This is a genomic window from Streptomyces flaveolus, from assembly GCF_000716535.1.
In the GTDB taxonomy this organism is placed as follows: domain Bacteria; phylum Actinomycetota; class Actinomycetes; order Streptomycetales; family Streptomycetaceae; genus Streptomyces; species Streptomyces flaveolus_A.
This window is the reverse complement of record NZ_JNWV01000190.1, coordinates 1-264: the sequence shown is the minus strand read 5'-3', so window position 1 is coordinate 264 and position 264 is coordinate 1. Positions and strand designations below refer to the sequence as shown.

Here is a 264-nt window from a genome sequence, read left to right as displayed (position 1 = left end):
GCGATCTCCGGCGAGCGGATCGAGCCGTGCCAGACGAACGGCGGGACGTCGTCGAGCGGGCGCGGGGTGGAGGTGAAGCCCTGCAGCGGGGTGCGGAACCTGCCCTCCCAGTCCACCACGTCCTCACGCCACAGCCGGCGCAGCAGCGCGTAGTTCTCGATCGCCAGGTCGATGCCGTCGCGGATGTCCTTGCCGAACCACGGGTACACCGGCCCGGTGTTGCCGCGGCCCATCATCAGGTCCACCCGGCCGTCGGCCAGGTGC

General features: G+C 71.6%; 1 protein-coding gene. It reads right to left on the bottom strand.

Annotation, left to right across the window (positions count from 1 at the left end; translation table 11 throughout):
- Nucleotides 1–264 (bottom strand): LLM class flavin-dependent oxidoreductase (locus OO52_RS45795; RefSeq protein WP_030659555.1); only part of this gene is annotated, 264 nt, incomplete at both ends.